The following is a 26,303-nucleotide window of genomic DNA, read 5'->3' as shown; positions in this document are numbered from 1 at the left end:
GGTATCATTTAACTCGTCTCAATAATTTGAACTTAATGTTCAAATAACCTCTTAGTTAAGTGCTTTTTATTGTTACTAAAATGTTTATGGTGTTATTGGTCACTACCACTTGCGGTAGTCATTAGTGATGGCTAATACAACACTTAGCTCACAGAAAACAAAGGGGTATTATCAATAAATGTTTGAATTTCGTGATTCAGCTCCCATGTGTAGTACCTATAAGTGAGTATTGCTCACTCACTTTGATTTGGATCAATAAATTAGCCGCATATCTCTGGCAGTGTAGGCGTCAATTGTTAAGGATGTAATACAAAACAAAAACCTATGTTGTACATATGGAGTATGATGATGAATAAAAACACTGTTTCTACACTGGTCGCTGCCACCCTTTTAGCTGCTGGTTTTTCTGCCTCTGTATCGGCTCACCAAGCGGGTGACATTATCGTTCGTGCGGGTGCTGTAGTTGTTGCGCCAAATGAATCAAGTGATGATGTTGCGGGTAACGGCGAGTTCCAAATCAGCAATAACACTCAAGTGGGTTTAAACTTTGGCTACATGCTGACAGATAACTTTGGGGTTGAGTTATTAGCTGCCACACCTTTTAGCCACGATGTTTCTTTGGGTGGCACTAAGATTGCCGAAACTAAACATTTGCCACCCACTTTAGTAGCGCAGTACTACTTTGGTGATGCGCAGTCTAAATTACGTCCATACGTGGGTGTCGGTGTTAACTATACTAATTTCTTCGACAATGAGTTCACCAACGATTTAAATGGTGCGTTAACTGACTTGAGCATGAGCACTTCGTGGGGCTTAGCGGCACAAGCAGGTGTTGATTATCAAGTTAACAAAAACTGGTTAGTGAACGCTTCAGTGTGGTACGCGCAAATTAGCAGTGACGTGAAGTTTAAATTAGCGGGCGACACTGTAGTTATCGACACTGATATCAACCCATGGGTTTATATGGTCAGCGTGGGTTACACTTTCTAATCCACTGATTAGATAAGCGTAAAAAGGAGCCTTAGGCTCCTTTTTCGTTTCTGCACTTTTTATCGTAATATTTTCTACTTTGGCTAAGCCGATTTAGCGCTTTGGCTTTTTAGCTTTCCAGTGGCGAGTGTTATAGATAAATTCGGGTAATAATACGGTGAGCCAAGCGACGAGGCGCCAGCGTTTGGTCACATAGACGCGGCGTTTGCCTTGTTTCATTGCCTTGATGATTTGTGCTGCGACTTGTGGCAATGGTGCAAGCCACATCGCACTTTGCTGCATAGCGGCTTTATCGAGCAAACCAAGTTGGATATCGGTAATCGTAATCGGTAGCTTAAGGCGCTGAGCATGCATACTTAAGCCCTCAAGGTAATTCTGCCCAAAGGCTTTTGAGGCGTGATAGGCCACACTCGGCCCGCCGCGTAGGCCCGCAATCGAGTTGATTGCCGCCAGTTGTCCATAACCTTGCTCGCGAAATAGTCTAAATGCCGTATTGCAGATGGCAGCAAAACCTCGCACATTGACATCGATAATGTCTTGCTCCGGTAGCCAAGGCAACTCGGGGTCATAGCTATTGAGGCCAGTATTGACTAAGACTAAGTGCGCGCCGCCAAGAGTTTGCCAGACTGATTCAAGTTGATTGATGATGGCTTGAGGTTGTTCAATTTGAAGTGCAAAAACTTGTACTTTTGTTGGCAAGGATAAGGCAAAATCGCGCAGTGATTCTGGATCTTGGGCGAATAAGACTAATTCAACATGTTGATCTGCCAATTGCTTTGCAAGTTCACGACTTAATTGTGAGCTAGCTCCCACAATGATTGCAGTTGCTTGGGTCATAGATTTTTCGGCAACGAAATGGTGGCTTATGATAGAAAGTTATGTTCACCAAGACAAGATTTATAGCTTGGGCGTGTGGACATCTAGAAGTCTTTATGTATGATTAGGAGAAACAAAATGAACAAATGGTTGCGTTTAAGCGCGTTGAGATTAACAGCCTTAGCATTAATGGCCGTAATGGGGGTGTTATCGGGTTGTGCGACACCGAATGCTATCGTTGAGATAAAAGGCGAGACCTTATATCGCGAACGGATAGCCTTACCTGCCGATGCTAAGGTCATAGTGCAACTGCTTGATGTCTCAAAAATGGATGTGCCAGCCATAGTGATGGCGGAGCGCGTGCAACAAGGTGCTGCGACACCGGCGCCATTCAGTTTTGCGATTGGTAGCGATCAGTTCCAACCCGGTCACACTTATGCCATAGGTGCCCGGATTATGTTGGGTGATAAGTTATTGTTTATTAATACTCAAGCCTATCATATTGATCTCAATTCCACTGAGCCAATGACGATACTGCTAGAGAAAGTCGGTGGCTAGTTAGCTCGCTCAGAAGTGAGCTGACATACGCGCCGAATCCGTTAGTATTTACGAACAGAAGAGGCGCGGTATGCCGGTTAGAATTCCAGATCATCTGCCCGCAGCAGGGGTGTTAGAGTCAGAAAATATTTTCGTTATGTCCGAGACGCGGGCGGCGAATCAAGATATCAGGCCGATGAAGGTGCTGATTTTGAACTTGATGCCGAACAAAATCGAGACTGAAACCCAGTTATTGCGCTTACTGGGCAACACGCCTTTACAAGTCGATGTGGATTTACTGCGCATTCACGACAAAGAGTCCAAGCATACTTCCATCGACCACATGAATACTTTTTACCGTGACTTTGAAGCTGTGCGCCATAAAAATTATGACGGTCTTATCATCACAGGCGCGCCGCTTGGGCAAATCGATTTCGAAGATGTGGTTTATTGGGATCATATCCGTGAAATCATCGACTGGTCCCAAGAGCATGTCACCTCAGTGTTGTTTTTATGCTGGGCAGCTCATGCGGGCTTGTATCATCTCTATGGTTTAAATCGAAAAATATTGCAACAGAAGCGTTCTGGCGTATTTGTACATAGGCGCACTTGTCAGCATTTCCCACTGTTACGTGGTTTTGATGATGAGTTCTTTGCACCCCATTCGCGTTTTGCCGAGATGGATGTGGAAGAAATTAGACAACACCCGCAGTTGCAAGTGTTAGCGCAGTCCGATGAGGCCGGGGCCTATTTAGTATTAAGTCGCAATAACCGTAACTTGTTTGTAATGGGGCACCCTGAATATCAAAAATCGACCTTAAACGATGAATACCATAGGGATTTAGCCCAAGGCTTAACGCCAAATGTGCCACAAAACTATTATCGAAATAATAATCCAGAAGCCGAAGCCATTGCCCGCTGGCACAGCCACGGTAGTTTGTTGGTCAGTAATTGGCTCAATTATTACGTTTACCAGTTAACGCCTTATGACTTAAGTGATATGACGGCGATGACGCCGTGGGAATCGCGCTAGCCTTTTATGGTGATGTGGTCACATGGATGTGACCTAAGCTGATACCCAAAAGCTCTTAATTTATCTCTCCCTTCGATTCTGTTGTCCACGCTTGACTGCGCTTAATCCCTGCCTCGCTGTAAATCCTTACTGACAATTTTTACCCGATAAAATCGACACATTAGACCAAGGAATACTTGCTTTACGTTCGCGTAAACGTCAGAGTGGTTTTATTGTCGATTTTATTAAACGTCCCAAGGTTAGCACTAGGCCTTGTGGTCAATTTGGGTTGGAGCCTGCATGAGTACTGAACCGTTAAATCAAGATATTGTTATTGTTGCCGCTAAACGCACCCCTATGGGTGGTTTTCAAGGCAGTTTGTCATCTGTTGCATCACCGACTTTAGCCGCGACAGCCATTAAGGGCTTGTTGGCGGAGACTCAATTAGCGGGTGAGCATGTTGATGAAGTCTTGATGGGCTGCGTATTACCCGCTGGTTTAGGTCAAGCGCCTGCACGTCAAGCCACTTTAGGTGCGGGATTACCCTTATCCGTTGGTGCGACCACAGTGAACAAAGTCTGTGGCTCAGGCATGAAGACGGTAATGTTAGCCCACGATTTGATTAAAGCGGGCAGTGCAAAAGTCGTGATCGCTGGCGGTATGGAAAGTATGAGCCAAGCGCCGTATCTTTTGGATAAAGCTCGCGGCGGCATGCGCATGGGCCACGGCAAAGTGCTCGATCATATGTTTTTAGATGGTCTTGAGGATGCTTATACTGGCGGCGCCATGGGAACGTTTGCCCAGAAAACCGCCGATGAATTTGGTATCACCCGCGAGCAGATGGACGCCTTTGCGCTAAGTTCGCTCGAAAAAGCCAATGCCGCGATTAACTCGGGCGCCTTTAAGGCCGAAATCACGCCTGTCACAGTCAGTGATCGTCGCGGTGATGTGACTATCGACACCGACGAGCAACCCGGTAATGCCCGCCCTGAAAAAATTCCTACGCTGCGACCAGCCTTTACCAAAGATGGCACTATCACAGCGGCTAACTCTAGCTCTATTTCCGATGGCGCAGCGGCATTGATGCTGACCTCTCGCGGCGAAGCTGAGCGTTTAGGCTTAACAGTATTAGCCACCATTAAATGCCACACGACCCACGCCCAAGAGCCTTCACTCTTTACCACTGCACCTGTCGGCGCTATGGCGAAATTACTTGCCAATGTGGGTTGGTCAACGGATGAAGTCGATTTATTCGAAATCAACGAAGCCTTCGCCATGGTGACTATGCTTGCCGTGTCTGAACTGGGTTTAGATGTGGCTAAAGTTAACGTCAATGGCGGCGCCTGCGCTTTAGGTCATCCTATTGGTTGCTCGGGTTCTCGTTTGCTGGTGACCTTAATCCATGCATTAAAAGCCCGCGGCCTTAAACGCGGTGTTGCCTCGCTGTGTATCGGCGGTGGTGAAGCAACAGCGATGGCGATTGAGGTCTAATCGCAAAGGTTTTTGTCAAATCAGGTTTTAGTTAAATCAACAAGACGGGGCTGGCAAGGGCAATCACTTCCCTTGAGGATAATCATAATATCGCACCGCCAGCCCATCACTCTACAAGGAAAGGATTGCAACATGACCACACAAGTAAAACATTACATTGACGGCGAGTTTATCCAAGGTACGGGCACATCACAGATTATTGTCACCAATCCCGCGAATAACTCGCCGATTGCTGTGATTAATGCTGCCACTAGCGAAGAAGTTCACGCTGCGATTGCCAGCGCCAAAGTGGCCTTTAAAACCTGGAAAGAAGTGCCAGTGTCTGAACGTGCACGCGTTATGTTGCGTTATCAACATCTGCTAAAAGAACATCACGACGAACTGGCGACCATTCTTGCCAAGGAAACCGGTAAAACCTTCGAAGATGCCAAGGGCGATGTATGGCGCGGTATCGAAGTCGCTGAACATGCTTGTAATGTGGCGTCATTATTGATGGGCGAAACCGTCGAGAACGTCGCGCGTTCAATCGATACTTACAGCTACACTCAACCGCTCGGAGTGTGTGCCGGTATTACGCCATTTAACTTCCCTGCGATGATCCCGTTATGGATGTTCCCACTGTCGATTGCCTGCGGTAACACTTTCATTTTAAAGCCTTCAGAACAAGATCCTATGACGCCGCAGCGTCTGGTTGAGCTGTTTGTTGAGGCGGGCGCACCTAAGGGCGTATTGCAATTAGTGCATGGCGATAAAACCGCCGTAGATATCCTGCTGGCAGACCCTGCGATTAAAGCCATTTCTTTCGTCGGTTCTGTGGCTGTGGGTCAATATATTTATAAAACGGGTACCGATAACTTAAAACGCGTGCAAGCCTTTGCGGGCGCGAAAAACCACTGCGTGATTATGCCTGATGCAAACAAACAGCAAGTGATCAACAACTTAGTCGGCGCTTCTGTGGGCGCGGCGGGTCAGCGTTGTATGGCGATTTCGGTTGCCGTGTTTGTTGGTGCCGCTAAAGAGTGGATCCCAGAATTAAAAGAAGCCTTAGCCAAAGTTCGCCCAGGTTTATGGGACGACAAAGAAGCGGGTTATGGTCCGGTTATCAGCCCAGCCGCTAAGGCGCGGGTGCTTAAACTTATCGCCCAAGGTAAAGCCGAAGGCGCCGAGTGTTTACTCGATGGTAGCGATTTTACCGTGGAAGGTTATGAATCCGGTAATTGGATTGGCCCAACCATGTTCGATAAAGTCACCACTGAGATGAGCATCTACAAGGAAGAAATCTTTGGCCCTGTACTGTGTTGTATGGAATCAGACTCCTTAGAAGCCGCCATCGAATTAGTCAACGCTAGCCCTTATGGCAACGGCACATCTATCTTTACCGCTAGCGGCGCCGCGGCCCGTAAATATCAACATGAAATAGAAGTCGGCCAAGTCGGCATTAACGTGCCTATTCCTGTGCCATTGCCATTCTTCTCATTCACGGGTTGGAAGGGCAGTTTCTACGGCGACCAACATGCCTACGGTAAGCAAGCGGTGCGTTTTTATACCGAGACTAAAACCATCACTTCCCGCTGGTTTGAGTCCGATATCGCCGTAGCTTCTACGCCAAATATGAGCATTAACCTACGTTAAGCTCGGTGATTAATCGATAAACCACGGCGTCTTTACGGCGCCCAATTTATTCAATAAAGAAGTGACCACAGAGTCATAGGAGAGCCAGATGGATTTTAATTTCAACGATGACCAACGCCAGTTTGCCGATCTGGCGCGCCAATTTGCCGCAGATGAGTTAGCCCCTTTTGCGGCTAAGTGGGATGAAGAACATCATTTCCCCAAAGACGTGATCCAAAAAGCCGGCGAGCTGGGTTTTTGCTCACTCTATTCGCCAGAATCTGAAGGCGGCATGGGCCTATCGCGCCTCGATGCCTCGATTATTTTTGAAGAACTCGCCAAGGGCTGCACCGCGACCACGGCCATGCTGACCATTCACAATATGGCCACTTGGATGGTGACGACTTGGGGCACTGAAACCCTGCGTCAGACTTGGTCTGAGCCGTTAACCACAGGGCAGATGTTAGCGTCATATTGCTTAACTGAGCCGGGCGCGGGTTCGGACGCTGCATCTTTGCAAACCAAAGCGGTGCGCGACGGCGATGAATATGTGATTTCAGGTTCGAAAATGTTTATCTCAGGTGCGGGCGCCACTGAGCTTTTAGTCGTGATGTGCCGTACAGGTCAAGCTGGGCCTAAGGGAATTTCGGCCATTGCCATTCCGGCGGATGCCGCTGGTGTTATCTACGGTAAAGCCGAAGATAAAATGGGCTGGAATGCACAGCCGACCCGTCAAATCACCTTTGAAAACGTGCGCGTGCCAGTAGCGAATTTGCTCGGTGAAGAAGGCCAAGGTTTTGCGTTCGCGATGAAAGGCTTAGATGGCGGTCGCATCAATATCGCTACCTGTTCTGTGGGTACGGCGCAGTCGGCTTTAGAGCGCGCAACTCAATATATGAATGAGCGTCAGCAATTTGGTAAACCTTTAGCGGCTTTCCAAGCGCTGCAATTTAAGCTTGCCGATATGGCGACAGAATTAGTCGCAGCCCGCCAAATGGTGCGCCTTGCGGCCTTTAAACTCGACAGCGGCGATCCTGAAGCCACGGCTTATTGCGCCATGGCGAAACGTTTTGCCACTGATGTGGGGTTTCAAGTCTGCGATGCGGCGCTGCAAATTCATGGTGGATATGGTTATATAAGGGAGTACCCGCTGGAACGTCATTTCCGTGATGTGCGTGTGCATCAGATTTTAGAAGGCACTAACGAAATTATGCGCTTAATTATCGCCCGTCGTTTACTCGATGAAAATGCAGGACAAATCCTGTAAGTCAACGCGCAATATGCGTGACTTACAGGTCGGCGATAACTGAAAAGGAGTCTATAAAGATGGAATATTTAGTTGAACGTATCGAAGGCCACACGGCGATTCTGACCATGAACAATCCGCCAGCCAACACTTGGACCGCCGAGAGTTTGCAGGCGCTTAAAGCCAAAGTGCTTGAGCTAAATGCCAATAAAGAGATTTACGCCTTAGTGTTAACGGGCCAAGGGCAAAAGTTCTTCTCCGCTGGTGCCGATTTAAAACTGTTTAGCGATGGTGACAAAGGCAAAGCGGCAACGATGGCAAAGCATTTTGGTGAAGCTTTTGAAACCTTAAGCCAATTCCGTGGTGTGTCGATTGCCGCGATTAACGGCTATGCCATGGGCGGCGGCTTAGAAGTCGCGTTGGCCTGCGATATTCGTATCGCCGAAATTCAAGCTGTGATGGCATTGCCCGAAGCGACGGTCGGTTTATTACCCTGCGCGGGTGGCACTCAAAATCTGACTGCATTAGTCGGTGAAGGGTGGGCTAAACGGATGATTTTATGCGGCGAGCGTATCGATGCGACTCAGGCATTGAATCTACGTTTAGTGGAAGAAGTGGTCGATACTGGCGAAGCGCTTAATGCGGCAATCGCCTTAGCCGTCAAAGTGGCGAATCAAAGCCCAAGCAGCGTGACAGCGTGTAAGACGCTTATTCAAGCGGGGCGCACTATGGCGCGTAGCCAAGCGTTACCGATTGAGCGTGAGTTATTTGTCGGATTATTTGATACTGAAGATCAGGCCGAAGGCGTGAATGCGTTTTTAGGGAAACGTAAAGCTGAGTGGAGAAACCGCTAATGACGAATGTAGTAGATAATGACGTGGTCGAGCATGTCGCAAATCAGGTCACGACCACACAAAATGTGGTGTTTCAAACCTTAGCCACAGCTTCTGGCAAATTGGTTGGAGTAGTCACACTCAATGTGGAAAAAGCCCTCAACGCCTTAGATTTAGGCATGGTGCGCGCTATGACGGCGCAGCTTAATCTGTGGAAGAAAGATCCCCTTATCGCTTGCATCGTATTAGATGGCAGCGGTGAGAAGGCATTTTGTGCCGGGGGTGATGTGCGCGCTTTATACCATGCTTCCATTGCCACTAATGGACAAGTGACTGAGGAAGCAAAGGTTTTCTTCGAAGAGGAATATCGCCTCGATTATCTACTGCATACCTTTGGCAAACCTGTGTTGGTGTGGGGCGATGGCATTGTCATGGGCGGCGGTCTCGGTTTGATGGCGGGCGCAAGCCACAGAGTCGTTACCGAAACCTCGCGTATCGCTATGCCAGAGGTGACTATCGGCCTGTATCCTGATGTGGGTGGCAGTTATTTCCTTAATCGTATGCAGGGCAAGATGGGATTGTTTTTGGGATTGACCGCCTATCAACTCAATGCCGCCGATGCCTGTTATGTGGGCCTTGCGGATCATTACCTGAACCGCGACGACAAAGAGCTGATGTTTGATGCCATGGCAACCTTAGATTGGAGTGATACGCCAGCTCTTAATCATCAACGTTTAGATAGCATGATCAACGAGCTGTCTAATCAAGTGGATATTCCTAAGTGCGACAGTGTATTAGCCGAAAGCCAAGACATAATTGACAGGCTTATGGCGGGCAGTCTGCAGGATATTGCAGCACGCATGTCAACTCTGGTATCGGAAGAAAAGTGGTTAATGAAAGCGCGGGACACCTTCCTTGCGGGTAGCCCTATCAGCTGGCACTTGGTCTATATCCAAGGGCAGTTAGGGACTAAGCTTAGCTTAGCTCAATGTTTCAAATGGGAGTTAACCGCAAGTGTTAACGTGTGTGCCCACGGTGATTTCTGCGAAGGCGTTCGTGCACTCTTGATTGATAAAGACAAGAAACCGCAATGGCGTTTTAAGGATGTTAACTCAGTACCCACAGCGGTACTTGAGCAAATATTGGCTTCCCCATGGGGCGAGGCGCATCCCTTTAACCAACTGAGTTAAGCGTTTAAGGGCCGAGTTGGCTAAGCGCTGTGTTTATTTGCTTAGCCAAGCTCGCTTTACTCTGTGATAAAGTCAGCATAATCAATTTGATAGCATTATCACAACACTAAAAAGAACAACACAGGAGTGATGGCATGAGTACAGTAGCCTTTATCGGTTTAGGTAATATGGGCGGCCCAATGGCGGCCAATTTATTAAAAGCAGGCATGACGGTTCGCGTCTTTGATTTAGTCCCCGAGGCTATGCAGCAATTGGCCGAAAAAGGCGCCTTAGTATCAAGTACCGCCTGCGGCGCAGCAGCGGGCGCAAGTGTGGTGATTACTATGCTGCCTGCGGGCAAGCATGTGAAAAGTTTATATTTAGGCAATGGAACAGACAAAGGTCTGCTTGAAGTGGTTGCGGGTGATACCTTGCTCATCGATTGTTCAACCATCGATGCACAAAGCGCACAATTAGTGGCGGCCGAAGCGGCTAAAAGCGGCATCGAATTTATGGATGCACCAGTTTCTGGCGGCACGGCAGGCGCGGCAGCGGGTACTTTAACTTTTATTTGTGGTGGCTCGGATAACGCTTTTGAACGTGCGCAGCCCGTACTTAAGGCTATGGGTGTGAATATCTTCCACGCAGGCGGTCCAGGTGCGGGGCAAGTCGCAAAAATCTGCAATAACATGCTGTTATCTGTGTTGATGGTCGGTACTTCCGAAGCGCTGCAAATGGGCGTCGATCATGGTCTCGATCCCAAAGTGTTATCCGACATTATGAAGGTCAGCAGTGGCGGAAACTGGACGCTAGAGAAGTACAATCCCTGCCCAGGCGTGATGGAAACAGTGCCTTCTTCTAAGGGCTATCAGGGTGGCTTTATGGTAGATTTGATGGTCAAAGATCTCGGTCTGTCACAAGAAGCTGCATTATTGAGCAACTCTAGCACGCCAATGGGCGCTTTAGCCCGCAGCTTGTATGTTAATCATGCAAGACAAGGCAATGGTCGCCGAGATTTTTCCAGTATATTTGAACAATTTGCACCACTTAAAAAATAGACACAGATAACAAGGGATCACCAGATGGATTTAAAAGATAAGGTTGTCGTCATTACTGGCGGCGCGGGTGGCTTAGGCTTAGCAATGGCGCAAAATTTTGCGCAGGCGGGTGCTAAGATAGCGCTTATCGATGTGGACCAAGAAAAACTCGAGCGAGCCTGCGCTGAGCTTGGATCGGACACTGAAGTTCAAGGTTATGCCTTAGACATTACCGACGAAGAAGATGTCGTCGCGGGTTTTGCCTATATTCTCGAAGATTTTGGTCAAGTGAACGTGTTAGTGAACAACGCCGGTATTCTGCGTGATGGCATGTTAGTCAAAGCCAAAGACGGCAAAGTCACTGATCGTATGTCTTACGAGCAATTCCAATCGGTGATCAATGTGAACCTGACCGGCAGTTTCCTCTGTGGCCGTGAGGCCGCAGCGGCTATGATTGAATCGGGTCAAGCGGGGGTGATTGTTAACATCTCTAGCCTTGCTAAGGCGGGTAATATGGGCCAATCAAATTACGCGGCCTCAAAAGCGGGTGTTGCGGCTATGTCTGTTGGCTGGGCGAAGGAGTTAGCGCGCTACAATATCCGTAGTGCAGCCGTGGCACCTGGTGTGATTGCGACCGAGATGACGGCGGCAATGAAGCCAGAAGCGTTGGAGCGTTTAGAGAAACTCGTGCCTGTTGGCCGCTTAGGTCATGCCGACGAGATAGCTTCTACCGTACGTTTTATTATTGAAAACGATTATGTTAACGGTCGTGTGTTTGAAATCGATGGTGGTATCCGTCTTTAGAGCGATATCTTATTGATTTTTATAAAAACCGAGCTTAGGCTCGGTTTTTTTATAGGTTAAATAAAGATAATGGTTCTTATGCTCTAGCTTTCGGATTTATTTAGATTTCACTGTTGGAGTTGACATTTAGTTGTTAACCTTCAACAATCGCTCTCCCGTTTTTTTACATAACTTTACAAACATGTTGATCACATGTAATGGAGCTTGAAATCCGGATGTCTTGGCAGGAAAAAGCCCACTGGCTTGAGAAAATCACTAAGCGCATGATGTTGATCGTGGGTATCTTAGGGTTGGTTGTGATTTATTGCGGTTTCTTTTTTCTGCTCTTTAGTGGCCGCTCTGTGGCCGTGATCCCATGGTTTTTTCTTATCTCACCTTGGGTGTGTATTTATTTTGGTTTAACGCAAGTACAACAAGTGCAAGTGGTAAATTGGTTCTTAAAAAAATTTAAAAAATAACTAATTTACACATAACTCATTTCTGCAAGTTCATATTTTGTTTCGGTTTGTGCAGTTGGCAAACATTGGGGAGAAACAATGAAGCTACATGGATATTTATGGATGCTGGGGGGCTTATTTTGTTTAGGTGCTTGCGAGCGCTCGAACAAAGAGACGCCGCATCTTAGTGATAATGGCGCGCGCATAGTTGCGCCCTATGGTAGTTGGCAGTCTCCACTATCGGCGACTGAAGTTTTTGAGCAGGCCGATAATGTGGCTGAGTTGCAAAGTGTTGATGGTGCTATTTATTTCTCTGAATCTGATGGTGAAAAACAAGGCCAAGTCGGCATTAAACGCCTCGACCAACGGGGAAAAATTACCGACATAGTGCCGCCTGCGTTTAATGTTAAATCCGCCGTTCATGAATACGGTGGTGCCGCCTTTTTGGGGATTGGTCAGAGTCTGTTTGCCACTAAGGCACAGGACCAACTGTTTTATCGTTTTGCCCCTAATCAACCCCCTTTGCCTTTAACGCCAAATGGTACTCGCCATGCAGATTGTATTGCTTACCCCAAAGGGTCGAGGATTATCTGTGTGCGCGAAGATCATCGTCAAGCGGGTGAGCCTAAGGCGAGTCTTGTTACCATTAATCTTAATTTTGCCGGTGAAGGCGATACCTTTGTTTCGGGCCATGACTTTATTTCTTCGCCAGCCATCTCGCCCGATAACAGCCAACTGGCGTGGATCACGTGGGAACATCCCTATATGCCATGGGATAATAGTGTGCTCTGGCTTGGGGATCTAGACCGTAAAGGGCAATTACACAATATTCGTAAGGTAAACACGCCCGCAGATTCTTCGGTGTCGCAGCCGTTATTTAGCCCCGATGGACAATTGTATGTCGTATCGGATATCAGTAACTGGTGGAATATCTATCGAGTCACGGCACAAAATACCTTAGACCCAGTGCTAAAGAAAAAGGCCGAGTTTGCGGTGGCTGATTGGTATTTAGGCAATCATAACTATGCCTTTGAATCCGAAAAAACGATTATTGCCAGTTATATGCTTGGTAGTCAGGCCGTTTTAATTAGACTGCATCTAGATTCAGGCCTGACCGAATCTTTGGCCGTCGACTTTGGTGAAATCACCCAAGTGATCCGAGGGGAAGATGCTGTTTATTTTGTCGGCGCTAAGGCGACGCCAGAGAAGGGCATTTATAAAGTGATCGGTCGTGGTACTGAGTTGGTGTATACCCCTAACTTACCAAAACTTAATCCCAATTATATCTCCCGTGCTAAAAATATTACTTTTAAAACAGGTGCTAACCAGCAAGCTTACGGTTATTTTTATGGTCCGGTTAACCCCAACTATACTGCGCCTAATGATACCCGTCCGCCCTTGATTGTAATGTTACACGGCGGTCCTACGGCGCGTGCGAGTCTGGCTTATCGCAGTGACATTCAATTTTGGACCAGCCGAGGCTTTGCGGTTCTCGATGTTAATTTCCGTGGTAGCAGTGGTTTTGGCCGTGCTTATCGTCAAAGTATCTACGGAAAATGGGGCCAAGTTGATGTGGAGGATGCGGTCAATGCGGCCCGTTATTTAGTCGATAAGGGCTGGGTTGATGGACAAAAGCTGGCTATTCGAGGTGTTAGCGCTGGTGGGTTAACTGTGATGTCGTCATTGGCATTTTATGATGTATTTCAAGCGGGGGTGAGCTATGCGGGGATAAGTGACTTTGAACAGCTCGCCAAGAGTACCCATAAATTCGAGACTGGCTACTTAGATCTGCTCATCGGCCCCTATGGTGAAAATCAAGCCCGCTATAGGGAACTGTCGCCCCTGCATCACCTTGAAGGATTGAATGAGCCTTTATTAATTTTTCAAGGATTACGTGACCAAATCGTGCCACCACAGCAGTCGCGGCAGATTTATGAGGCGTTGAAAGTGAGAGGCGTACCCACGGCTTATATCGCTTATCAGGATGAACCCCACGGCGGTTGGAAACCTGAGCACAAGGCCGCAGGATTAGAAACTGAGCTGGCATTTTATGGGCAAGTGTTTAACTTTACCCCTGCGGGTAAGCTTGCAACACTGGTACTGGATAACGCCGCAGCGCTAAAGCCAACTATAGTGAGAAGTCAATAACGTGGTATTTACCGTTATTGATCTTGGCCATCGCTATTGCGATTGGCTTTACCGCAACACTCAGAGCCAGCATTTTGCTGGCTCTTGTGATTTTCGAGGCTGCCATGAGTCTCGTGACTTAGGCTGTCGATAATGGCGCAGTGGGGCTGATCGCCGCCTTGGCATTGGGTCACCATGTGCTGTAATTGCGCCCTAAGCTGCTGTAGCTTATTGATTTGCTGCTCGACATAGGCAAGGTGCGTTTGGGTAAGCTGCTTAACGTCCTCGGCATTACGGCTTTCATTACCCTTAAGACCAAGCAAGGATTTGCAATCCTCTAGGCTAAAACCTAAGTCGCGACATTGATGCACAAACTTAAGTGCTTCAATATCTTGATGGCGATAAACTCGATAACCCGCCTCATTGCGCTCGCCGCACACTAAGCCAATATCATGGTAATAACGGATACTCTTAACACTTAAGCCCGTTTGTTTCGCCACTTCACCTATCTTCATTTTGACCTCTATTTTTCCAACTGATTGGTATCACCCATTTCGCCCTGCAATTAATTGTCGATGTGATCACATTGAGCAAATTCATCCTTGACTCTCCAGTGATGGGAGACTTTATCTTAGACCTATAGTGTGAAACATCAAGTGAGGGATCTCCCATGTCTATGACCAGACTCTATGTTGCCAATATGAATTGCGCTGGCTGCGTCGCAAAAATTGAAAAGGCGTTTACCGCCCAAGCGGGCGTTGAAGCGCGTGTTAATCTCGCCGATAAGCAAGTGACGGTAGAAGGCAAGATGAGCGTTGATACCGCCTTGGCTGTGATGGCAAATGCGGGTTATCCGGCGCAGGTCGTTATTGATGCTAAAGTCGCCGCCGAAGAAAAACGCCTTGAAGATGCCGCCGAGTATCGATTGCGGATGCGCCAAGCTATTGCTGCGCTCGTTGTGGGTGTGCCCATGATGCTGTGGGGATTACTGGGCGGTGAAATGATGATCAACAGCCCAAATCTGCAGCTAGGCTGGGGCATCATGGGACTGGTCACTTTGGCTTTACTCATCACCACAGGCGGCCATTTTTATCAAGGTATGTGGCGGGCGCTCAAAGCCAAAACCACCAACATGGATACGTTGATTGTGCTGGGCACCAGTACCGCGTGGGCCTATTCCATGTTGGTAGTCATTATGCCTAGCGCATTCCCTATGGATACCCGCCATGTGTACTTTGAGGCGAGTGTGATGATTCTAGGTTTGATTAACTTAGGTCATGGACTCGAACTCAAAGCGCGGGGCAAAACCAGCGAAGCGGTGCAGCGACTGCTCGGGTTGCAATCCACTACTGCGATTCGTATTACGGATAAGGGGGATGAAAAGGTTGAGATAAGTCAGTTGAAACTGGGCGATAAGCTGCGTTTGCGCCCCGGAGACAGAGTTGCCCTTGATGGTGAGGTCGAAACAGGACAATCCCTACTTGATGAAGCCATGCTCACAGGTGAGCCTATTCCCGTGCTTAAAAATCGCGGCGACAGTGTGAGTGCGGGCACAGTCAACGGCAATGGCAGCCTAGTTTATCGAGTAACGGCGGGGCAAGAAGATACCAAACTCGCCAAAATCATCGCACTGGTGCAGCAAGCGCAAACCTCGAAATTACCCATAGGTCGATTGGCTGACAGAATCTCAGCGGTATTTGTCCCGACTGTGGTCGCGATAGCGCTGTTGGCAGCGGCTATTTGGTATTTTGCAGGTCCAGCGCCCGCCTTAAGCCATGCGTTAGTGGTGCTGACGAGTGTGCTTATCATAGCGTGTCCCTGTGCGCTGGGGCTGGCTACGCCTATGTCTATCATGGTGGCCGTTGGCCGCGCAGCCCAAATGGGCGTGTTAGTTAAAAATGGCGAGGCACTGCAAACCGCCAGTAAAGTTGATTGTGTGGTGCTGGATAAAACCGGCACTGTCACCTTAGGTAAGCCGCAAGTTACTGACTTTGTATTAGTACAAACATTGAGTGATGCCGACAAAGAAACCTTGCTGGGCGAAATTGCAAGCCTTGAGCAGCACTCTGAGCATCCGTTAGCGGGGGCGATTGTCAGTTATGCCAAGGAATCACTGACGCAATTGCCCGACACACAGGCATTTACGAACCATCAAGGTAAGGGGATTGAGGGCAAGGTCGATGGCGTATCGCTGGCGATTGGTAATCTCGCCTTGATGACGGCATTGAATATTGTCAATTCCGATGGCAGTGCCTTAGATCCTAACGCGACATTAAGTTTTGCGAACCAAGGTAAAACCCCGATTTATGTCGCTAAAGCGGGCAAGTTAGTGGCCACTATCGCGCTGGCTGATCCGATTAAACCCGATGCCAAAGAAGCCATCGCGGCCATGCTGCAAAGGGGTATTCGCGTGGTGTTGTTAACGGGGGATAACCCACAAACGGCGCAGGCGGTGGCCGACCAAGTGGGCATCACCGAAGTGATTGCCGGCGTACTGCCCGAGCAAAAACAACAACATGTGCTGGATTTACAAAAGCAAGGGCATGTGGTGGCTATGGTTGGGGATGGCATTAATGATGCGCCAGCTCTAATGAGCGCGGATGTGGGGATCGCGATGGGATCGGGCACTGAGGTGGCGATTGAAAGTGCGGATATCACCTTGTTGTCGCAGCAATTGATAGTGATTGCTAACTTATTGGCATTGTCGCGGGCGACGATTACCAATATTAAGCAGAATCTGTTCGGCGCCTTTGTGTATAACAGTTTGGGTATTCCGGTTGCGGCGGGCGTGCTTTATCCACTTACGGGCATGTTATTAAGCCCTGTGATTGCGGGTGCAGCCATGGCTTTGTCTTCACTTACTGTCGTCACGAACGCCAACCGCTTAAGACGGCAGAAGTTATAAGTTGTCGATACCTAAGCTAACTTAAAATGTTGAAACGGGTATCTTGAGCTAACTCTGGGCTATGTCCACATTAACACTTACCACATAAGTCTTTAGCAGATAGCCCCTAAGCAGATAGTCCTTTAGCATCGCCAAGCTTTGCGACGCTAAGGGTCATCCGATTGTCATTCTGTTCGAATACATTGAAAGCTAAGCCAATAGGGTAAAATCAATTACGCTTCTCATACAGGCATAGTGTGGTGATTTCGGCATTCCCTCTGGCTTTTGATCCGCCTTGGTAGTTGATAATTTAGCCCAAACTGCTATAGTGCCACGTTTATTTTTACCCCTTCGGCATAGCGTTATTTGGTTTATGCTTATTTAAAGCGGCGCCAGCGGGCTCGGCCAACATTACTCGATTTGGAAGTTCATTTTGATCACAACAGCAAATATCACCATGCAGTTCGGCGCTAAGCCACTGTTTGAAAACATCTCAGTTAAATTTGGCGGTGGTAACCGTTACGGTCTTATCGGCGCGAATGGCTGTGGTAAATCGACCTTCATGAAGATCCTGTGTGGTGATCTAGACCCTAGCAGCGGTAACGTCTCGTTAGATGTGAATGAGCGTCTGGGTAAATTAAGCCAGAACCAGTTCGGTTATGAGGAATTCAACCTGATCGATACCGTGATCATGGGCCACCGCGAACTGTGGAAGGTAAAGCAAGAACGTGACCGTATTTATTCTTTACCCGAAATGAGTGAAGAAGATGGCATTACCGTCGCCAACCTAGAGATGGATTTTGCTGAGATGGACGGTTATACCGCTGAATCTCGCGCTGGCGAATTGCTGTTAGGTGTAGGTATCGGTATCGACAGCCATTTTGGTTTGATGTCTGAAATCGCCCCGGGTTTAAAACTGCGTGTACTATTAGCGCAAGCCCTGTTCTCTGATCCAGACGTGCTGCTGCTTGACGAACCTACCAACAACTTGGACATCGACACTATCCGTTGGTTACAAGACATGTTGAACCAACGTAGCAGTACTATGGTTATCATTTCGCACGATAGATATTTCTTAAACTCAGTCTGTACGCACATGGCTGACTTAGACTACGGCGAACTGCGCGTTTACCCAGGTAACTACGACGAATACATGCAAGCAGCGACTCAAGCTCGCGAGCGTTTATTGTCTGATAATGCGAAGAAAAAAGCCCAAATCTCTGAACTGCAAACCTTCGTAGCACGCTTCTCGGCTAACGCTTCTAAAGCGAAACAAGCCACATCTCGTGCCCGTCAAATCGACAAGATTAAGTTAGATGAAGTAAAAGCCTCTAGCCGTGTGAACCCCTTCATTCGTTTCGAGCAAGAGAAGAAATTGTTCCGTAATGCCTTAGTGATTGAAAACCTAACTAAAGGCTACGACACTCCGTTATTCAAAGACTTAAACTTGATTGTTGAAGTGGGCGAGCGCATTGCGGTATTGGGTGAAAACGGCGTCGGTAAAACAACCCTGTTACGTACCCTGATCCATGACATCCCGCAGGATGCAGGTACTATCCAATGGTCTGAAAACGCTAACATTGGTTATTATGCACAGGATCATGAGTCTGATTTCGCTAACGAAATGACCTTGTTCGAGTGGATGAGCCAATGGCGCAAGCCAGAAGATGACGACCAATCGGTACGTGGCATCTTAGGCCGTATGTTATTTGGATCTGACGACATTAAAAAGTCAGTCAAAGTGCTGTCTGGTGGTGAGAAAGGTCGTATGTTATTCGGCAAGCTCATCATGCAAAAAGCCAACATTTTAGTGCTCGACGAACCGACCAACCACATGGATATGGAATCGATTGAATCACTGAACAACGCGCTGGAAATGTACGAAGGGACCTTGATTTTCGTGAGTCATGACCGTGCATTCGTATCGTCTCTGGCAAACCGTATCCTCGAAGTGACTCACACAGGTGTGAATGACTTCAGAGGCACTTACGATGAGTTCCTTGCCAGCAAAGGCATTGAAGTCTAAGGTTATTCGCTCATTTAGCTGCATGTGTAAATACATGCATTTAAATACATGCATTTAAATACAGTGCAGCTAAATGCAGCATCAATAAAAACGCCGCAATGTATTGCGGCGTTTTTGTATCCATTTGCTGTCTTTTTATCTAGCGATTAGCTTTCGCGCACTCGATTTTAGTGCATTGGTGGCACTCGTTAGGGTGCTGACTCTTGCTGCACATAAATCAAATTGTCGGTATCAAAGCCGCGGGCTTTAGACATTTCAACAAACTTTTGCAGTACCTCGGGTGGCACAGTCGGGGTTTTAGCCAATAGCCACAAATAACCCGTGTCTGGTCCCGATATAAAAGCGTATTGATAGTTTTCATGATCTAATTCGAAGACCACATACGATCCATAAAATGGCCCAAAGAAGGAGACTTTCAAATAGCCTTCTGAGTCCCCATTCACAAAATAGGCCTTTCCTTCGGCTTCTTTCCATTCGTTTTTAGCCGCTGAAAATCCACGGTTAATGACCCTAACACCGCCATCCTCTTTCAGGCTGTATTCTGCGCTAACTTGGCTTAAGCCTCTTTCGAATGAATGATCTAATCGTGCAATTTCGTACCATTTACCTAAGTATTTATTTAGCTCAAAATCATTCACGGGTTGAACCAGTTTAGGCATGCCTAAGCAACCGCTGAGCAAAAATATACTAATGACTAACAGTAACTTTCTCAATTTGACCTCCTGATCTTAAGTCTTAGTCGCACGTCTTAAGTGCAATGTTCAATCAATCCTCTATCGAGCGTACACTATTTTCTTCACATTATTTCAGCTACTTGGCAAAGGTTGTTGGTTAGCCGCTCGTAATCAATACTTTGCGCTGACTGATAAAGCCTTGGCTAATGCCGGCCAGAATAATCAAGCCGACACCGCTTAATTGCATGGGACTCAAGGTTTCACCAAATATCCACCATGCTAACGTCACTACGATAACCGGTTCCGCATAGGCGAGGGTGCCAAAGGTGACTGCTGGCAATTGGCGTAGGGCTTTTACCGCCAGCAAAATAGCTAAAAATCCGGGGAAGAATCCAATCGCAATTAACCAGCCCATTTGCGGCAAACTTGGCGTCAGCGGTGCATTTATCACTAAGGGCAGTAGGCACAAAGCGCCGACACAAAGCTGCACTAAAGTGCTTTGATAGGGCGAACTCAGGCTCAGTTTTCGGTTGATTAACATAAACCCACTGTAGGTTAATAAGGCGAGTAGGGAATAAAAATAGCCTAATAATTCAGTGTGATTGCTCGCTTGCTGCGGCCCTGTTGGGATCATTAACATAAAGCCCATCAGCGCGACTACCACGCTTGCCATGCTTAAGCGGGTGAGTTTCTCGGCAAAGAAATAATGGGCGAAAATAGCCGACACCACAGGGGCTAAGTAAATAATCATGATCACATTGGCCATTTGGGTGTACTGAATGGCTTCAATGTAAAACGCCATAAAACCCGCGAGCATAGCGCCGTTATATACCCAAGCTACCTCAAGATACGAGTTTCAGAGCGCCTAGGGTGCTTCAATTCAAGGCGCATCAATGACAGAATGTCGGCTACCTTTTGAATTGATGCAACACGGAAGTGGAGTGCCCTAGGCGCTCCGTCCCGGCGGTTTTTAACGCACTTTATGCTGTGTTGGTTATTTTTAACTTAGTCCACTAGGTCCGCAAATAACCGCCTTGCCTAAAGTGCGTTAAATTTCCGCTGAATCCTGCATCTTGAGGTTGTTTGGGTATAAGTTGCGTTTGCTGGGTTTATGGCGAATCTGATGGCCTTTACCTGTGAGCAGCATATAAGCCAATAGAAATAGGGCACCGAGCAGTAAGCGGTAGAAGGTAATGTGTTCGGCGGGCAGGGCGGCAAAGCGCGCTAATACACCGATTGTACCCATAAGAATGGCCGCCAATAGGGCAAAAATGATAGCTAAAGTTGAGCTTGGCATAGATAACCTACAACAGAGTGAACAGAGAGTTAAGGGGCGACACCGTCCTGTGGACGGCGTCGATTTTGCCTTAAAAACTCACCCTAGGCTATGCCGATGTATTAACTTAGATAATGCTTTTACGTGAGCGGAAATGGTTAAAGCTATCTTGGCTGTAGGCCGCCTTAATCCGTTTTAACGCAGCGTAATTGTGGTCAAAGTACACATCTGTAGGGATGGCCTTATCTTTGAAACTGATAAAAGCGCCCGAGGTGTTGGGGATGTCATTATTTCGGCTGGCATCAATCCAATCGAGTGCACGATTAATGCGGGTAACCACTTGGCTATCCTGCAATTGTTGTTTCTCTTGCAGGGCGTTATTCCACCAAGTTTGATATTGAATCGTGTATTGTCTGTCCTTGTAGGGGAAGGCGCTGCGACTCTTTTGCTCTTCGCCCATAGTGCGATAATAATCACCTGCAATGGCGCCAAGGGTAACATAGGTAAATAGCCCCAATTGACGATTGCCTTCAAGCACATAGCGAGAGGTTAAGCTTTCAAGCAGTGGCTTATAACCGTCCCTCAGGCCCGTTTGATTCACTAAGCGCGAGGTGACTTTATGGGGCGCGGGTTCATCTACATCCGCTGGATTAGGTGAGCGGCTTATGCCTTGTAAGTCAGCTTGCAGATGATGAAAAGATTCCCTTTCCCAACTGGGCATTAGGTTTTCACCGTAGGCTTTGGTGAGTCCGCCCATACCCTCGATGCGAATATCATTGGGGACTAGGCCAAATTCATTAAATTGTGTCTGGATAAAGTGGTTTAGGCTGGCGGAATTGCCCTCCCAAAAACCATACATCAAGCAGTTATGCGTAATTGAGTCAGTGTCTATGTCGAGTGTTTTGTGTTGTTCTACGGGTAAATGTTTGGCATTAATCTTGAGATTAGTGCCAATCAAACAGCCAGTGCTGTCGGCATTTATGATGGCTTCCCAGCGCTGTAAAATGTCTTTAGTTGGGGTGTGCTCAATAAGTTCATGGGTTTGTTTATCGTAGCAATTCCATTCTAATTCAAACTTGATAAGGCAAGGCGGTAGTGGAAAGGTTTGCACAAAAAAGCGGGTCACAATGCCATAACTTAACCCACCACCACCCTTAAGCGCCCAGAGTAACTCAGGTTTATTGGCAACAGAGACGACTTGAGTTTCACCAATGCCGAGGACGATTTCTGCCTGTAATAGGGATTCGCAGCACATGCCGTGTTTGCGGGTCCAAGGTCCTGAGCCGCCGCCCATAATAAATCCCGCTATGGCAACACTGCCACAGGTGCTATGGGGGATCATCACGCCTTGTTTGGCAAGCGCTGTGGTGAGATTGATAAAGCGATTGCCTGGGCCTATGGCCGCAATACCTGTGATGGGATCTAAAGTGAGGCTATCCATCTTCAGCAGATCTAACACTACGGTATTCGTTTCAGTGCTTTCACCTTCGTGATCATTCCCACCCGAGCGCACGCTGATCGGCAAGTTATAATCAATGGCCGCTTTATAGGCGATTTTGACTTCTTCAGTTGACGTGCATTTGATGATCGCCAGTGGCTTTTTTTGTAACCTGCGGTTGAACAGTTGGCAAGCCTGTTGATAGGCAATCATTTGCTTACCTGTGCTGACCGAGAGTTGCTGCTCACTATAATAATGGCCACCGGTAATAATATTATCGGCCGGAATGTGTGCGCTAACTTCATTGATGAAATTAACAAAGTTTTTGGCTTGAGTGATCACTAAGTTTTCACTAATACGCACTTCAGCACTTAATTCTTCTTCGGTCGATTGAATAATCAAACAATCCCGTTCGAGTTCATTCGCGACGGTCACTTTAATGTTCGAGCGATAGGCCGTCAGCGATTTAAATACTTCGATATTGAGAGTGATATCCGCTTGATTGCTCGCCGCGTAATTAACGACATAATTAAAATTAGGCCAAGTGTTATAGTCACACTCAATAATATAGGCTCGGCGTTCGTGGGGCGGAATAATCTTAGGCAGTTGTTGATTATAGGCGTTGCTATCCGCGGTGGTTTTTATGAATTGATATTCAGTGTCATTAAATATGACCAGCAGCACTTTTTGTCTTTTAAGTGGGATAAAGTTTTCACCACGAATATTATGTGCATCTTGATGCTGGTAAATGTAAAGGTTATTTTCGCTAATCGATCTTTGTTGCGCTGGATTACGGTAATAGTCAACGATTTCAGTTCGGGTTAATAATCGATTAAGCAAGGTGATGCCAAATATTTCACCATCGAAATGTGTATCGCGATGATTCGGTAAAGACACGTTTTCAATTAAAAACTCATTGTCGGCAACCAGTGACAGGTTATTGAGTTGTGTATGGGTAATTTCACCATCCACATAACAACTGATTTCATGGTATTCATGGCAGATAGACAATAAGTGCCACTGACCATCGTTGAGTCCACCTAAGGTTGATATTGCTTCAACCCGCAGTAAGGTGGTATTAATCACGCATTCAATATGCCCAAGTGAATTAATATCCACCGCGAAATAGGTATCTTCTCGATCGGTTTTATAATGGAACACACGCCCACCTGCGCTGGTTTTCAACCAACACTGGTAAGTGAATATGGCAAGGGGTGACGTGCTCACGGGTAAGCTTTTTTCAATCACTGCCCGTATATTTCTTGATGCCTCAAGCTTGTCCATATTCATGAGTCCTTTCGTGTGCTTTGCGTGTTTTCCTCAATGCGCTAAAGCGCCTACTGAGGTCATTAATCCCGTTGTTGATCCATCGCGGATAACTAAGCCGCGGGTAACTATGTTTTGGGTCAATCAGTTTTGGGTCAATCAGTTGCGGGCAAACAAGTCGCCAATTAATGGGGATTAAAGCGATGTATTGATCCTGTCACGACCATCGGCTTTGGCGCGGTACAATGCGGTATCGGCGGCGCATAGCATGGCGAGTGAGGTACGGAACTGGCCATTGATTTCGCTCGCAATCCCTTGGCTCGCACTCACAGAGACATAATCGCGCAGCCCTTGCTCGGTAAAGCGCAGGTCATTAATCCCTTGCTGCACTTTTTGGGCAATCGTTAGTGCCATTTTGGCATTGTGGCTTGGTAGAATTAGCGCGAATTCTTCGCCGCCGTAACGCGCTGCCAGGCCAACTTCTATCGGCACTATGTCAGCAATCACTTTGGCAATCTTTCGTAGGCATTCATCCCCTTGGATATGGCCGAATTGGTCGTTGAACACTTTGAAGTAATCCACATCGATAATCACCACGCTGATCGGGCGCAGCTTACCTGTGCATTCTTCCCAATAGTGATGCAGCATTTCATCAAAATATCGGCGGTTCGCCAGCCCAGTCAGTGAATCTGTGGCGGCCAATTTACGTAGTTTTTGATTTTCCGCTTTGTGCTGCGTCAAATCGTGCATCATCATCACAAACAGAGGTTCATGGCTGGGGATGTAGGAAATGGAGAGCTCAACATCTTTTGCTTTGCCTGAGGCAGTAATGAGGGTGATTTCTTCGGCGGAGTGCTGCACTGGAATACCGCAATTTTTGCCTAATTTAATATCATTGCTCAGCAGATTGTCGTAGCGAGCTTGATGGTGTTCGGTCAAAAAGTTGCGCCAATCTTGTCCCTTCAAACTGGCCTGCGGGCACGTCAGTAAGTCAGCACCTTTGCTATTGCTAAAGTAAATGTAACCTTGGGCATTGACGATAATCACCGGCTCAGTCAGATGCTGAATAAATTGTTGAATCGTTTCAATCGAGGCATGTTCGAAGAAGGTTAACGGCAACGAAGGTTCGACCAAGCCTTGCTGCGCAGTGCACTGTGAACCATTGCCTTCACCCACAAGTGATAATGGATGTTGTGAACGTGTCAGTTTAGGTGAGCTTGTCATTGTTATCATTCTCCGTGAACCTAATGCCATCTGCGCTAAGCGCTTTTCTGATGATGACTTTATTCTTCGCAAAGAAAAGATACCTTCTGCTTACCTTCCGATTTAATCTATTGTTTATAAAGGTTTTAAATTTAATCTTCTCACGGTAAATTCTCAGGTTTAACTGAAACGTGCGAGGTTTTGGGGCATGGCTAAGTTAAAAAAGTGGCACCCATGAGTGGATTTTTGGGTATTAAGCGGCAAGCACAAAGGATTTTAGTGTCGAAATTTAACTACAGATAAAGAGTGGGGAACGGTTCGTTTACCCTAAAGGTTGATTTGGATGCAGAGCTTCGCTACTTGATTTTCCTCTACACCATTTACCACCTTGCTGACGTTTAAAAGCGCACATCGCATCCCAACGACCACTGATGCCACTGTACTGGCGGCGAAAATCTTTAGCAGAGCTGAGCCAAGCATCTGATGCAATCCCTAACTCATTGAGCAGCTTTGGTCGCTGATTATCGATAAAGCCTTTTTTATCATGGCGAATGGCGCGGCCAGTCCAATCGATAAGTTCCAGATAATCCGCAAAATGAAAAGGGATGCCTGTTTGTTGACTAGAGTGTGTTGCCGCATCGAACTTGGCGAGAGATTGGTTTATCGTTTGAGGCTGATTATTTGCGGATTGGACTGATGCTTGTGGTGAGATGAAGGCGTTATTTACCTGCTTGAGTGCGTTAATTCTTTGTCTATGCTCATAACTGCGACCTGTGAGTTTATCCTCACCGCACAGAAAAGCCCTTCTGACACAGCGATTTATCACATGATAGAAGGGCGTTGTATTAGCATCGATAAGCATTCTTCTGGCCGAGGTCATCATCCGCTCCAAACAGACGCAATCAAGATAATGTAAAGGCTAGTATAAGAGGGGACAAAGCACAAAAAGACATGGCTGTCCCCGCTTTTCCTGGCTGTCTCCGCTTTTCCCCTTTTCTTCGGGTGTAGAAACTGCCCAGCCCGATTAAAGGTTGGGCATTTCGATTAGTTTTGAGGACGATTGATAATTTCTGGATCAGGACTTAATATCAGTAAGGTATTAGTAGTATTGCTCAATACAAATTGGAACTTAGTAGTTCCCGACGTTCTATCTAGATCGACGAGTTGTACTAACATACCATCGCTGCTGATGGTTACCGCATCGACAATGTCATCGAATGGGGTAACAAAGCCGACCCCAACAAATTTTAAACCTTTTCCTGTTTGATCATTTAGCAAGTAGGTAACAGTACCAGCTTGGGTGATAGTCACATCCCCTTGGCATTGTTCACCATTAGCATCTGTATAAATAAATACAGGTTCGCCATTTTCTAGATTAACATTGACTTTAATAAATTGAGCCGAGCCTTGTGGTGTGAACATATTA

The 26,303-nt window shown here is 47.1% G+C and carries 22 protein-coding genes and 1 pseudogene; 14 read left to right on the top strand and 9 right to left on the bottom strand.

What is annotated here, in order from left to right:
* Positions 1-345: 345 nt before the first annotated feature.
* Positions 346-990 (top strand): outer membrane protein OmpW, encoded by a 645-nt coding sequence (gene ompW, locus L5L94_RS00220; RefSeq protein ID WP_263160639.1) that lies wholly within the window; start codon positions 346-348, stop codon positions 988-990.
* A 93-nt stretch (positions 991-1,083) separates the two neighbouring features.
* Here the strand turns inward: ompW and L5L94_RS00215 are convergent, their stop codons facing one another.
* On the bottom strand, positions 1,084-1,827 hold the full coding sequence (locus L5L94_RS00215) for an SDR family NAD(P)-dependent oxidoreductase (protein ID WP_263160637.1): 744 nt from the start codon (positions 1,825-1,827) through the stop codon (positions 1,084-1,086).
* 117 nt (positions 1,828-1,944) lie between these two features.
* Here L5L94_RS00215 and L5L94_RS00210 point away from each other — a divergent pair, with 117 nt between their 5' ends.
* The 11 genes from L5L94_RS00210 (at position 1,945) to L5L94_RS00160 (ending at position 14,131) form a co-directional block, all read left to right on the top strand.
* Complete coding sequence (locus tag L5L94_RS00210) at positions 1,945-2,364, top strand: YbaY family lipoprotein (protein WP_173245790.1); 420 nt, start codon at positions 1,945-1,947, stop codon at positions 2,362-2,364.
* Positions 2,365-2,434: 70 nt separating this feature from the next.
* A complete protein-coding gene (gene metA, locus L5L94_RS00205; RefSeq protein ID WP_028760567.1) occupies positions 2,435-3,376 on the top strand; it encodes a homoserine O-acetyltransferase MetA in 942 nt (313 codons plus the stop codon).
* Positions 3,377-3,655: 279 nt separating this feature from the next.
* Entirely contained in the window at positions 3,656-4,846 is a 1,191-nt protein-coding gene (locus L5L94_RS00200) for a thiolase family protein (RefSeq protein WP_263160635.1), read from the top strand.
* A 132-nt stretch (positions 4,847-4,978) separates the two neighbouring features.
* Positions 4,979-6,478, top strand: a complete 1,500-nt coding sequence (locus tag L5L94_RS00195; RefSeq protein ID WP_173245778.1) for a CoA-acylating methylmalonate-semialdehyde dehydrogenase — start codon at positions 4,979-4,981, stop codon at positions 6,476-6,478.
* Between the two features lie 88 nt (positions 6,479-6,566).
* Positions 6,567-7,724, top strand: a complete 1,158-nt coding sequence (locus L5L94_RS00190; RefSeq protein ID WP_263160633.1) for an acyl-CoA dehydrogenase family protein — start codon at positions 6,567-6,569, stop codon at positions 7,722-7,724.
* Positions 7,725-7,783: 59 nt separating this feature from the next.
* Positions 7,784-8,557: an enoyl-CoA hydratase gene (locus L5L94_RS00185; protein ID WP_263160631.1), complete on the top strand. Its 774-nt coding sequence runs from the start codon at positions 7,784-7,786 to the stop codon at positions 8,555-8,557.
* Positions 8,557-9,726 carry an enoyl-CoA hydratase/isomerase family protein gene (locus L5L94_RS00180; protein WP_263160630.1) on the top strand — a complete coding sequence of 390 codons (1,170 nt, stop codon included), beginning with the start codon at positions 8,557-8,559 and terminating at the stop codon, positions 9,724-9,726. The genes L5L94_RS00185 and L5L94_RS00180 overlap by 1 nt, the downstream gene beginning before the upstream one ends.
* 134 nt (positions 9,727-9,860) lie before the next feature.
* Positions 9,861-10,763 (top strand): 3-hydroxyisobutyrate dehydrogenase, encoded by a 903-nt coding sequence (mmsB, locus tag L5L94_RS00175; protein WP_113938927.1) that lies wholly within the window; start codon positions 9,861-9,863, stop codon positions 10,761-10,763.
* A 24-nt stretch (positions 10,764-10,787) separates the two neighbouring features.
* Positions 10,788-11,546: an SDR family oxidoreductase gene (locus L5L94_RS00170; RefSeq protein ID WP_011846385.1), complete on the top strand. Its 759-nt coding sequence runs from the start codon at positions 10,788-10,790 to the stop codon at positions 11,544-11,546.
* Between the two features lie 215 nt (positions 11,547-11,761).
* Complete coding sequence (locus tag L5L94_RS00165; protein WP_028760560.1) at positions 11,762-12,004, top strand: hypothetical protein; 243 nt, start codon at positions 11,762-11,764, stop codon at positions 12,002-12,004.
* A 78-nt stretch (positions 12,005-12,082) separates the two neighbouring features.
* Positions 12,083-14,131 (top strand): alpha/beta hydrolase family protein, encoded by a 2,049-nt coding sequence (locus tag L5L94_RS00160; RefSeq protein WP_028760559.1) that lies wholly within the window; start codon positions 12,083-12,085, stop codon positions 14,129-14,131.
* Between the two features lie 14 nt (positions 14,132-14,145).
* Here the strand turns inward: L5L94_RS00160 and L5L94_RS00155 are convergent, their stop codons facing one another.
* Positions 14,146-14,625 carry a Cu(I)-responsive transcriptional regulator gene (locus L5L94_RS00155; RefSeq protein ID WP_263160628.1) on the bottom strand — a complete coding sequence of 160 codons (480 nt, stop codon included), beginning with the start codon at positions 14,623-14,625 and terminating at the stop codon, positions 14,146-14,148.
* A 155-nt stretch (positions 14,626-14,780) separates the two neighbouring features.
* On the opposite strand from L5L94_RS00155, the gene L5L94_RS00150 reads away from it, so the two are divergent.
* Together L5L94_RS00150 and L5L94_RS00145 are read left to right on the top strand one after the other, a co-directional pair.
* Positions 14,781-17,015 (top strand): heavy metal translocating P-type ATPase, encoded by a 2,235-nt coding sequence (locus tag L5L94_RS00150; RefSeq protein WP_263160627.1) that lies wholly within the window; start codon positions 14,781-14,783, stop codon positions 17,013-17,015.
* Between the two features lie 412 nt (positions 17,016-17,427).
* The gene (locus L5L94_RS00145) at positions 17,428-19,020 is read left to right on the top strand and encodes an ABC-F family ATPase (protein WP_263160625.1); all 1,593 of its coding nucleotides are present in this window, start codon (positions 17,428-17,430) and stop codon (positions 19,018-19,020) included.
* A 188-nt stretch (positions 19,021-19,208) separates the two neighbouring features.
* Here the strand turns inward: L5L94_RS00145 and L5L94_RS00140 are convergent, their stop codons facing one another.
* The 7 genes and pseudogenes from L5L94_RS00140 to L5L94_RS00110 all read right to left on the bottom strand — a co-directional run bounded on the left by L5L94_RS00140 (position 19,209) and on the right by L5L94_RS00110 (position 26,299).
* A complete protein-coding gene (locus L5L94_RS00140) occupies positions 19,209-19,733 on the bottom strand; it encodes a lipocalin family protein (RefSeq protein ID WP_106650068.1) in 525 nt (174 codons plus the stop codon).
* A 118-nt stretch (positions 19,734-19,851) separates the two neighbouring features.
* A pseudogene (locus L5L94_RS00135) lies at positions 19,852-20,520 on the bottom strand (DMT family transporter); the annotation flags it as partial.
* A 222-nt stretch (positions 20,521-20,742) separates the two neighbouring features.
* Complete coding sequence (locus tag L5L94_RS00130) at positions 20,743-20,991, bottom strand: EamA family transporter (protein ID WP_263160620.1); 249 nt, start codon at positions 20,989-20,991, stop codon at positions 20,743-20,745.
* 106 nt (positions 20,992-21,097) lie between these two features.
* A complete protein-coding gene (locus tag L5L94_RS00125; RefSeq protein WP_263160618.1) occupies positions 21,098-23,692 on the bottom strand; it encodes an FAD-binding protein in 2,595 nt (864 codons plus the stop codon).
* Positions 23,693-23,869: 177 nt separating this feature from the next.
* Positions 23,870-24,898: a diguanylate cyclase gene (locus tag L5L94_RS00120; RefSeq protein WP_168823125.1), complete on the bottom strand. Its 1,029-nt coding sequence runs from the start codon at positions 24,896-24,898 to the stop codon at positions 23,870-23,872.
* A gap of 301 nt (positions 24,899-25,199) precedes the next feature.
* Positions 25,200-25,757, bottom strand: coding sequence for a hypothetical protein (locus L5L94_RS00115; protein WP_263160616.1), 558 nt, complete (start codon positions 25,755-25,757; stop codon positions 25,200-25,202).
* A 164-nt stretch (positions 25,758-25,921) separates the two neighbouring features.
* Positions 25,922-26,299, bottom strand: a complete 378-nt coding sequence (locus tag L5L94_RS00110) for a DP-EP family protein (protein WP_263160614.1) — start codon at positions 26,297-26,299, stop codon at positions 25,922-25,924.
* Positions 26,300-26,303: the final 4 nt, after the last annotated feature.

The sequence above is a fragment of the Shewanella sp. SM21 genome, from assembly GCF_025654335.1.
In the GTDB taxonomy this organism is placed as follows: domain Bacteria; phylum Pseudomonadota; class Gammaproteobacteria; order Enterobacterales; family Shewanellaceae; genus Shewanella; species Shewanella oncorhynchi.
This window is presented reverse-complemented; position numbering and strand designations above follow the sequence as displayed.